Here is a 322-nt window from a genome sequence, read left to right as displayed (position 1 = left end):
CTTGTAAAGCCCCGGTAGTGGTTACATAACTCCCTGTAGGATAAATCCCTTTTTTTGAATTGATAACCGACTGATTGAAAGCGATGTGCGAAAATGATCCCACTCTCGCGCTGATTTGATACTCAAAAGCGTTGAGAAAAACCCCATGCAAAGCTAAAAACCCTAGCCAAACTTTTTGATTAAGCACCCTTTTATCAAACACCTTTTTATTGAAGTCTGATATTATGCCATAAAACAAACTCGCAAGTTGCTCGCTCCTCGCTCATTGTAGAAAAAAAAAACGATAAAATCACAAACCTCCCTTTTTACAAAAAGCGGGTTC

General features: G+C 38.8%; 1 protein-coding gene. It reads right to left on the bottom strand.

The features are described 5' to 3' along the window. A partial coding sequence (locus GO013_RS17335; RefSeq protein WP_163813203.1) for an outer membrane family protein occupies nucleotides 1–187 on the bottom strand: 187 nt, incomplete at its 3' end. Nucleotides 188–322: the final 135 nt, after the last annotated feature.

It is taken from the genome of Pseudodesulfovibrio sp. JC047, from assembly GCF_010468615.1.
Lineage (GTDB): Bacteria > Desulfobacterota > Desulfovibrionia > Desulfovibrionales > Desulfovibrionaceae > Pseudodesulfovibrio.
This window is presented reverse-complemented; position numbering and strand designations above follow the sequence as displayed.